Below are 10,408 nucleotides of genomic sequence, written 5' to 3'. Positions count from 1 at the left end.
GGCGAGCCGTTGGGCGATGACCTCCCAGGGCTTGAGCCGGTCGGAGAGGGAGAGCACCGCGTAGTCGTGGCCGGGCGGCGGGCGGCGGGCGGCGGGCGGCGGGCGGCGGAACAACACGGCGGGGCCGTCTGTCCTCACCTGTCGGGTGAGGCAGACGGCCCCGCTGTCGTGCGAGCCGGTCCGGCGGTGCCGTTACGGCTGGTAGATGTCCTTCCAGCCGTTCCAGTGGCCGTTGCCCGTGCGGGTGGTCTGGCTGATGGTGCCGTTGGCGATGGCGGTCAGCCGGAAGCCGTCCCCGACCGGGGTGGCGAGGAGCTTGCGGGTGTAACCGGGGTCGCCCACGACCGCGGTCACGTCTCCCCACGCGGTCCAGTTGCCGTCGGCCTTGCGGGTGGTGTGGTGGATGCGGCCCTCGGAGGCGGCACCGAGCTGGAACTCCCCGCCGGTGCCCGCGGAGGACGAGGACTCGATCGAGGTCAGCGGCTTGGCGATGGGCAGCTGTGTGAACGCGGACCAGTTTCCGGGGCTGTTCTGGGACCCGTGATAGGCCATGCCCTGCGAGAGGACGGCCAGGTGCGGCCGGCTGTTCACCGAGGCGAGGGTGATCTGGTCGATCTTCGCGGGGGTACCCGGGACGAGCCGCCAGGGGTCCCAGCGATCGGGGTAGCGGGTCGCCAGGTAGACCTTGCCGTCCGCGACCGCGGCGACGACCATGTTCCAGCCGTCCTGGGCGGCAGCCATCTGCGTCACCCTGGGCAGTCCGCCGGCGGCGGCGGTGGCGTCACCCCAGCGCTGCCAGGCGGCGGGGAGCCGGACGGTGTGGTGGATCTTGCCGTCGGCCAGTGCCAGGACGTGGAGCTGGCTGTCGGCGCCGATGCCGGCCACCTGATCGACGTTCGGGAGCTCACCGGCCTCGGAGGTGGTGTCCTGGACGCTTCCTCCGGTGAACCCGTGCCAGACGCGGCCCTCGACGACCGCCACCATGTTGCCGCCCTGGGTGGTGGTGGCATCGGCGAGGGAAGTGGCCGTGTTGTTGTCGTCCCACTGGATGCCGCTGTTGAGCGTGGCCTCGGAGTCGTTGCCCGCCTTGTCGGTGGCGTACGCCTTGATCTCGTAGCGCCCCTCACCCATCTTGGGCAGCAGCACCGTGGCCTGCCCGTGCCAGGCCTCCACCCGGCGTGTGGGCTGGTCCGTGTTGATGCCGAACCGGTAGGTCTGGACGTGCTCCCCGCCCGTGGCGCCTTCCGCGGTGAAGGTGGCGATGCCCTTGACGGGATCGATCTCGATCTTCGGGGCCGGGGGGGTGGTGCGCTTCACGGTGAACCGGCCGCCGCCCTGCCATGCGGACGCGCTCGTACCGTCGTCGGCCTGCACTTCCCAGGCGTACGACTCGTCCCAGGGCAGCCACGTGTCGGGGATGCGGAAGTCGGCGATGCCGCCACTGGGGACGTTGACGGTGGCTTCGTTGAACCAGCCGCCCCGGTCCACGTAGTGCACGCGGAAGCGGGCGGTCACGTTCCCGCTGTCGGGGTCAGAGATGCGGGCACGCACGTGCACGCCGGTGGCCAGGTTGGTCTTGCCGACGTAGCCGTGGGCGGTGGGCTGCGGCGTCATCTGCAGCTCGCCGGGGGTGCTCGGCGTCTGGTTGTACTCGATGGAGAGGGTGGCGCTGTTGAGGAACTTCTTCCAGGCGTAGGTGTCGGACTCGTTCTCCGCCTTCAGACCCAGCGTGATGTCGGACCAGCCGGCCGCAGCCACTTCCTTCATCTTGTTGGTGACGTCGAACTCCACGCCGCCGGCCGGGCAGTTGGCGCCCCACCCCTTGGCCGTGTTCACCGTGGCCAGGTGCTGGGTCCAGCCCGGCTGGTTGCGCCAGGTGGTGCCGGAGTTGATCGCTCCGGTGAACCAGAGCTGCACCGGTCGGGCCTCACAGGACCAGGACCATTCGAGCTGGGTGGAGAACGTGCCCCGGATCACGTTCTTGCCGGCGAACCCGGCCGTGTCCATCCGGTACAGCGACCGGGAGAGGCCGTTGGACTCGTTCTCGTAGCCGACCCGGGCCAGTTCGTTCTTGTTCCAGTACGCGGTGTCCTGGAACTTCTTGTACACCCGGGTCCAGGCGATCCGGCCACCGCTCATCCACGGGTCGATGAAGACCGGGAAGACGGTGTCCTTGCCCTTGAGGATCTTCTGGTCCGGGACCACCTTCAGGGTGGTGCCGTCCACCTTCGTGGCCATCGGGGCCTGCTTCGCGTTCAGACCCGGCTCCCACGCGGTGGAGGCGCTGCCGTCCTTGGCCGCGGGGGCGTTGCCGTCCTTGGCCGCGGGGGCGCTCCGGGCCAGCGAGGCGACCTTCTGCTGCCCGGTGGTCGGCGTCGATTCCCACATGGTGGGGGTCGGCCCGCCGAAGACGATCCGCCCGGCCGTGTCCTTGGCTGTCAGGTTTCCGTGTCCGTCGGCGGCCACGGCGAGGTTCTTGGTGTTGAGTCCGAAGCCGATCTCGGCGAGCTTCGGATTCGCCGCCGCCTCGGCCGACTTGACCTCGAGGACCTGGGAGAAGCCCTCGATGCCGGCGCGGACCTTCAGGTCCACTCCCGGGAGCACCTCGGGGTAGGTCGCGGTGTCGCCGCTGATGCGCGGCTTCGGCAGAGCCTGGGGCCAGGTCAGGGACACCTCTTTGTCCCCGTCCCTCAGGGTGACCAGGGGGCCCGTTCCGCCGCCGGACAGTGAGAGGGGAAGGAGCGAGGCCTTCGGCGTCAGGACTCCCTTGGCCGAGACCTGGAGGGAGGCGTCGAGATCGACCCACTTGCCGGCCTTTTTGGCCCACTTGGGGCTGGTGTGGCGTTCCAGGGTGAAGGTGCCCGAGGGGTTCGCGAGCGTGCGGGTGTCCTCGGTCCGCTTCTCCAGGATCTCCACCGGCTGTCCGCTGGAACGTGCGCTGTTCTGCGCCTTCTGTTCCGGCGTCACACCCTTCGCGTCCGCGGTCGGCAGGGCTGTGGGGACGGAAGTCGCGTGGGCGGGCGTCAGGCTGACGCACAGACCGGTGAGCGCGAGCACGGCCAAGGCCTTCGGCCAGGCCTGTGGTCGTCGTGAGCTCCTCGAGGGAGGGGCGGAGTGCATGGCGAAACCATCCAAGGGTGACGGCGATCGGATTGGGCGACCGCCTCGTCGGCGGCGCACGTGAAGAGTTCGGGGGCTCCGCGTCCTAGCGGGCGGGTGACCGGAGGCGAGCCGAAGATCACACACACCCAGAACCTTACGGAACTAGATCATACTTATACTCATCCTTGACCTTCCCCTGGGTTTAGAGGCCGATCGGAAGGGGTTCGTCCGGTTCCACTATTGACTATCTTGACCTATACATGACCGTGACAGGATTGATCGTTTACTGTGTGCGTGATAGGCGCGTTGATCGTCAACGCTCCTCATTCTGCATAGAGGAACTGCGTGAGTCCGTCGCAAGTACCCCGGAGAACCAAGCCCCATTGGAGCTCCGACAATGTATGGAACTGGCCCAAATACATTCGCCGTTCCGCCCAGACCATAGCCATCACTGTCAGCTCCGCCCTGCTGCTCTCGGCGGGCGTGAGCACCGCGCAGGCCGCCGAGAAGTTCAAGGTCCGCGGCACCCAGACCGAGCCGGCACTCACCGGCACCTCGGTCCCGGTGAAGTCCGCGCCGAAGAACGAAGCAGCCCAGAACGCCCAGAAGAAGGCTCCCAAGGTCGCCTGGCCCAAGGGCGGCGAAGCGCTCCTGGAGCCCGGTTCCACCGTGGCTGCGCGCGCGAAGGCATCTTCTCCCGCCCCCCGCAGTGACGTCGGCGGCCTTCCCGTCGGAATCCGTTCAACGTCGGTCCCGTTCACCCGGGCGGGAGCTGCCGCCGCTCCGGCCGCCCCGGCCAATGTGAAGGTCTCGGTCAAGAACCAGGCCCACGCGGAGAAGGCCGGCATCAACGGTGTGCTGATGGCCGTGGAACCGGGCGCGGGCGCGCCTTCGGCCGGCAAGGTCGAACTGGACGTCGACTACTCCGCGTTCGCCGGAGCCTTCGGCGCGAATTTCGCGGGCCGCATGCGCGTGGTGCAATACCCGGCCTGTGTGCTGACGACGCCGGAGAAGGCCGAGTGCAAGACCGGTACCCCGGTCGACAGCGGAAATGACGTCAAGAACAAGACGCTGACCGCCCGTATCGCCCTGGCCGGTACCGGTACCGGTACCACGTCACCGCAGGCGCTTTCCGCGAGGAGCGCCGCCGCGGCGGCTCCGATGGCCCTCGCCGCCGAGGCGGGTGCCTCCGGCACCGGCGGAGACTTCAAGGCGACGCCCCTCGCCCCCACGTCGAGCTGGCAGTCGGGCGGGGCCTCCGGTGACTTCAACTGGACCTACCCCATGTCCACCCCGGAGGCTCCCGGAGATCTCTCTCCCGAGCTCGGGCTGAACTACTCCGCGCAGAGCGTGGACGGCCGCATGGCCGCCAGCAACACCCAGCCCTCGCAAGCGGGCGACGGGTTCGAGCTCACCTCCGGCGGTTTCATCGAGCGCCGCTTCCAGCCCTGCTCGGACGTCCCCGGCTCCGGAGTGAACTACAAGGACGGCAAGGGCGACCTGTGCTTCGCCTCCGAGAACGCCATGCTGTCCCTCAACGGCTCGGGCACCGAGCTGGTCAGGGATGACGCCACCGGCACCTGGAAGGGCGTCAAGGACGACGGCTCCAGGATCGAGTACCTCACCGGTGCCGTCAACGGGGACGCCGAGGGCGGCTACTTCCGCCTGACCACGGTCTCCGGCACGGTCTTCACCTTCGGTCTCAACCGGCCGGGCAACTGGAAGGCCGGCGAGCAGGAGACCAACTCCGCCTTCACCGTCCCGCTGTACGGCAAGGACGGCGGCAAGCAGCGCGCCTGGCGCTACAACCTCGACCACGTCTCCGACGTGCAGGGGAACGCCATGGTCTACTACTACGCCAAGGAGACCAACCGCTACGGCGCGGACAAGAAGCTCCAGGGCGTCGAGTACACCCGGGGCGGCCACCTCAGCCGCGTCGAGTACGGCCTGCGGACCGGCGCCGAGTACGGCACCAAGGCCCCGGCCAAGGTCCTGATCGACACCGCCGAGCGCTGCCTGCCGGGCGCGGACTGCTCGGACGCCAAGTTCAACAAGGACAACGCCAAGAACTGGCCCGACGTCCCCGTCGACCAGTTCTGCGCCCCCGGCAAGGAGTGCAAGAACCAGCACTCCCCCACCTTCTGGACCCGCAAGCGGTTCTCGGCCATCACCACCCAGGTGCTGACCCGGGGCGCGTACAAGGACGTCGACCGCTGGGACCTGACGCACTCCTTCCCCCAGACCGGCGACGGCACCAGCAACGGCCTGTGGCTGGCCTCGGTCAAGCACACCGGCAAGACCAACGGTGAGCTCAGCACGCCGGAGATCACCTTCTCCGGCCAGCAGCTGGCCAACCGCGTCGACGGCCTCGAGGGCCTGCCGCCCTTCATCCGCTACCGGATCAACGCCATCAGCACCGAATCCGGTGGTCTGATCGGCGTCACCTACTCCGCTCCCGAGTGCAACCGCGACGGCGTCCTGCCGGCCTCGGACGCCGACAACACCCTGCGCTGCTATCCGGTCAACTGGTCCGCTCCCGGGCAGCCCATCGGCCCGGACGGGCGTCCCAAGCCGTACAAGGACTACTTCCACAAGTACGTCGCCACCCAGGTCGTCGAGAACGACCTCGTCGGCGGATCCCCCTCGACCGTCACCCGGTACGAGTACTCCGGTGCCCCGGCCTGGGCGTACGACACCTCCGAGTTCCTCCGCGACACCGAGCGCACCTGGAACCAGTGGCGCGGCTACGGCAAGGTCATCACCCGCACCGGCGACGGCGCCGACCAGCGCACGCGTTCGGAGAACGTCTACTTCCGGGGCCTGGACGGCGACCGCACCGCTTCCGGCGGCTCGCGCAGCGTCAAGGTCGCCGACTCCGAGGGCAACCAGATCACCGACCACCTCTCGCAGGCCGGTGGTACCCGGGAGACCCTCAGCTACAACGGTGACGGCGGCCCGCTGATCGCGGCGACCTCGTACGAGCCGTTCATCAGCGCCGCGACCGCGACGCGCAACCGCACCGGCACGACTGCGCTGACCGCGCACCGGTTCAACAACGGTGCGGAGCGCACCCGCACCGCCGTCGAGGGTGGTCTCCGGCGCACCGCGGTGGAGAAGACCTACGACGAGCACGGCCTGATCACCAAGGTCAACGACCTCGGCGACACCTCCACCGCCGGCGACGACCGCTGCGTCCGCACCGAGTACGCCCGCAACGCGGGCAAGCACCTGCTCGACCTGGTCTCCCGTCAGGAGACCGTCTCGGTCGCCTGCGGCGCCACCGTCCAGCGGCCCGCGCACGTCGTCTCCGACGAGCGCACCCACTACGACGGCAAGGGCTTCGGCGGAACTCCGGAGCGCGGCGAGGCCACGGCCGCGGAGGAGCTGGCCGAGTACGTCGGCGGACAGCCGCGCTACGTGGTCACCGGAACGGAGAAGTTCGACCAGTACGGCCGCTCCGTGGAGACCACGGACGTCCTGGGCAACACGTCCGGCACCGCGTACACCCCGGCCACCGGCGAGATGCCGCACCAGGTGGTCACGACCAACGCGCTCGGGCACACCGAGACCGAGATCATCGACCCCACCCGGGGCCGGACCCTGACCGAGATCGACGCCGACGGCCGCCGCGAGGAGTCCGAGTACGACGCCCTCGGCCGCCTGACGAAGGGCTGGTCGGCGGGACGGACCCGGGACCAGAATCCCGACGTCGAGGTCTCGTACCTGACGCGCAAGGACGGCCCCTCCGCCGTCACCACCCGCACCCGCCTCGCGGACGACACGTACACCGTCAGCCACGAGCTGTACGACGGTCTGATGCGCCCGCGTCAGACCCAGGCCACGCGCGCCGATCTCAACCAGAACGACGAGGCGCGCTCCGGCCGCGTCGTCACCGACACGGTGTACGACTCCCGTGGCCTGCAGGTCAAGGCATCGGGTCCCTACCTGGAGAAGAGCAACCCGGCCACCAGCCTGGTCTCCGTCCCGGACAACCAGATCATCCGCCAGACCGGATACCTGTACGACGGTGCCGGGCGCAAGACCGCCGAGCTGTTCTACAGCCTCGGCACGGAGAAGTGGCGCAGCACGACCGTCTACGGCGGTGACCGTCAGCACGTCGTCCCGCCCCAGGGCGCGACCGTCACCACCACCATCGGCGATGCCCGCGGCAACACCGTCGAACTGCGCCAGTACAAGGGCCGTGAGGCCGGCGGCGCGTACGACAGCACCCGTTACGAGCACGGCCCCGGTGGTGAGCTGCTCAAGGTCGTCGACCCGGTCGGCAACACCTGGACGCACGAATACGACCTGCGCGGTCGCAAGACCAAGGAGACCGACCCCGATCGCGGCGTCACCACCTACACCTTCGACGACGGTGACCAGCCCGTCTCGACGACCGACGCCCGCGGCAGGACCGTTCACGCCTCGTACGACAAGCTCGGCCGCCGTCTCGCGGTGCGCGACGGGGGACCTGCGGGACCGAAGCTCTCCGAGTGGACCTACGACACCCTCTCCAAGGGTCGACCGACGTCCTCGACCCGCTACGTCGACGGCAAGGCGTACACCACTTCGGTCCTCGGCTACGACGGCAGCGGAACTGCAACCGGATCCAGGACCACGGTGCCGGACGGGCTGGGCAAGCTCTCCGGAAGCTACGAATCCAAGGTCGACTACGACAGCGTCGGCAAGCCTGCCTCCGCGCACCTGCCCGCCGTGGGTGGACTCGCCGCGGAGAAGGTGGACTTCGGCTACAACGCCGCAGGGGTGCCCAGCACCCTCAAGGGCGCGGCCGAGTACGTCAGCAGCAGCCGCTACACCCCCTTCGGCGAGCTCATGCAGTACATGCAGGGCTCCAAGGGCAAGCGCATGATCCACACCAACTACCTGGACGACTCGACCCGCCGGGTCACCAAGTCGTTCGCGGACCGTGAGGTCTCACCGTCCGCGCTGTCCGAGGTCGACTACACCTACGACCCCGCGGGCAACATCACGTCCCTCAGCGAACTGCGGGAGAAGACGACCCGCGACACGCAGTGCTTCTCGTACGACTACCTGCGTCGTATGACCGAGGGCTGGACCGCGAAGACGACCTGCGCGGGCGGACCGTCCGCGGCCACCGTCGGCGGCGTGTCGCCGTACTGGCACTCGTACACGTTCGATCCGACGGGCAACCGCACCAGCGAGACCAAGCACGACGTGGGCAACGGCGAGACCCGCCGCACCTACACCTACCCGGCTGCCAAGGGCAACCAGCCGCACGCCCTGAGCGGCGTCGACGTCGTCGAACCCAGCGGGGCCCGCAAGGACTCCTACGCGTACGACGCCACCGGCAACACCACCCTCCGCAAGATCGGGAACGCCGAGCAGAAGCTGGAGTGGGACACCGAGGGACAGCTCACCAAGGTCACCGAGGGCACCAAGGTCACCGAGTACGTCTACGACGCCGAGGGCAACCGCCTGCTGCGCAAGGACCCTTCGGGCACCACGCTCTACCTGGGCGCCACCGAGGTGGCCCTGGCTCCGGACGGGAGCACGAAGGCCACCCGCGGGTACGGGTTCAGCGGCTCGACGGTTGCCGTCCGCTCCTCAGACGGGAAGGTCTCCTACCTTTCCGCCGACCACCACAACACGGCGACCATCTCGGTGGAGGCCGCGGGTTCGATGACCGCCACCCGGCGGGACATGACCCCCTACGGTGAGACGCGGGGGGCCGCGCCGCAGGCCTGGCCGGACCAGAAGGGCTTCGTCGGCGGCACGGTCGACGCCTCCACCGGTCTGACCCAGCTGGGTGTCCGCTCCTACGAGCCGGCCACCGGGCGCTTCCTGTCGGTCGACCCGTTGATCGACATCGACGACCCGCAGCAGATGAACGGGTACGCGTACGCGAACAACAACCCGGTGTCCATCTCGGACCCCGACGGCAAGATCATCCCTATCCTCGTCGGCATAGCCATCCGCATCGCCGCCCAGCGCATCGCGATGGAGATCGCCCGCCGCGCCGCGATCGAGGCCGCCAAGAGGGCAGCAGCCGAGCTCGCGAAGCGTCTCGCTATCGAAGCCGCCAAGAAGGCTGCCGCCGAAGCCGCCAAGAAGGCCGCGGAGGAAGCAGCGAAGAAGGCAGCGATCGAGGCTGCGAAGAAGGTGGCACTGGAAGCCGCCAAGAAGCAGGCGGCGAAGGAAGCCGCCAAGCAGGCGGCCAAGAAGCAGGCGGCGAAGCAGGTCGCCAAGAAGCCGCAGGCAAAGGCGGCGCCCAAGCAGCAGGCGGCCGCGAAGAAGGCCCCGAAGGCCAATCAGAAACCGCCGAAACAGCAGCAGAACGCCCCGAAGAAGGGACCGAACGACGAACTCAAGAAAGAACTGATGGACATTGGAAAGGATCACATAACCGAGATGCTGGCCGAGCATGCCAGAGGGGAGCGAAGTCACGCGCCCGGCGCTTTCAGCGTTGGTCGGGACTCCACCACCGGCAAGACGTATCTCGGCGCAAGCGGCTCTCCGGACAACCTTCACCCGGGCGTGCGGAAGCTTCTCCCGAGGACTTCCCAGCACCCCAAGGGGCGACCGCCAGAGGTTTGCGCGGAGGCACGCATGTGCACCAATGCCCTCAACGACGGAGCGAAACTGAAGAACCTGGACATAGTCACCGTAAACACCAAGGGAAAAAGGTTCGGCGCATGTGAAAATTGCACGACATGGATCTTCTCAGTAGTGAGGAACGTACTTACCGGATGAGCATCGAGAACGAGCGTCCAAACCTGGACGCGGTAGTAGAAGCCCTTCCCCGGGCGACGGCCGTGGAGTACGGGGACCTCGACGTCGAGACGATCTGCGACCAGTACCGGGAAGAGGGTTACGAGGTCACTCCCCGCCTGCTCGACTTCCTGGAAGACTATCGAGAGATCACCATCTCGTGGCTGTACCGGGGCAGATCCGAGACGGAACTGGAGATCAGTATCGAGGGCGCCCTGAACGAGCACATCATCCGCATCGGGTACTACGCGAAGATCGTCGGCAAGGGATTGCTCCCTGTCGGAATGGCTTTCGGTGACACCACGGTCCTCCTGTCGGATGACGGCGACATCTACTTCGGCGACATCGGGGGCGTCCAGCGGGTCGGCCACGGGTTCCTCCCGTCGATGACCGCGCTCATCTCGGACAACTGGGACAAGGCGTACCTCATAGAACCCTGACGGATCTCCGTCCACGGAAGCCCTGCCGGATTCTCCGGCAGGGCTTCTGCCGTTCCCGGCGGCCGGCGAGGGCGGACATGGAAAACGGGCCGTCCCCGCGCTGCTCACGCGGGGAC

General features: G+C 68.2%; 3 protein-coding genes. 2 read left to right on the top strand and 1 reads right to left on the bottom strand.

The annotated features are described in order from the left end of the window. Window positions 1-192: 192 nt before the first annotated feature. The gene (locus ACWGE1_RS37255; protein ID WP_453424900.1) at window positions 193-3,057 is read right to left on the bottom strand and encodes a hypothetical protein; all 2,865 of its coding nucleotides are present in this window, start codon (window positions 3,055-3,057) and stop codon (window positions 193-195) included. Between the two features lie 528 nt (window positions 3,058-3,585). Between ACWGE1_RS37255 and ACWGE1_RS37250 the strand changes: the two genes are divergently transcribed. Together ACWGE1_RS37250 and ACWGE1_RS37245 are read left to right on the top strand one after the other, a co-directional pair. Then, the gene (locus ACWGE1_RS37250) at window positions 3,586-9,834 is read left to right on the top strand and encodes an RHS repeat domain-containing protein (protein ID WP_453424899.1); all 6,249 of its coding nucleotides are present in this window, start codon (window positions 3,586-3,588) and stop codon (window positions 9,832-9,834) included. Beyond that, window positions 9,831-10,292: an SUKH-3 domain-containing protein gene (locus ACWGE1_RS37245; protein ID WP_453424898.1), complete on the top strand. Its 462-nt coding sequence runs from the start codon at window positions 9,831-9,833 to the stop codon at window positions 10,290-10,292. Before ACWGE1_RS37250 ends, ACWGE1_RS37245 begins: the two co-directional genes overlap by 4 nt. Window positions 10,293-10,408 lie beyond the last annotated feature (116 nt).

This window comes from Streptomyces sp. NPDC054932 (assembly GCF_053610205.1).
This window is presented reverse-complemented; position numbering and strand designations above follow the sequence as displayed.

Coding starts and splice junctions, on each gene's coding strand:
- ACWGE1_RS37245 (WP_453424898.1), top strand. CDS start 9,831: ATGAGCATCGAGAACGAGCGTCCAAACCTGGACGCGGTAGTAGAAGCC.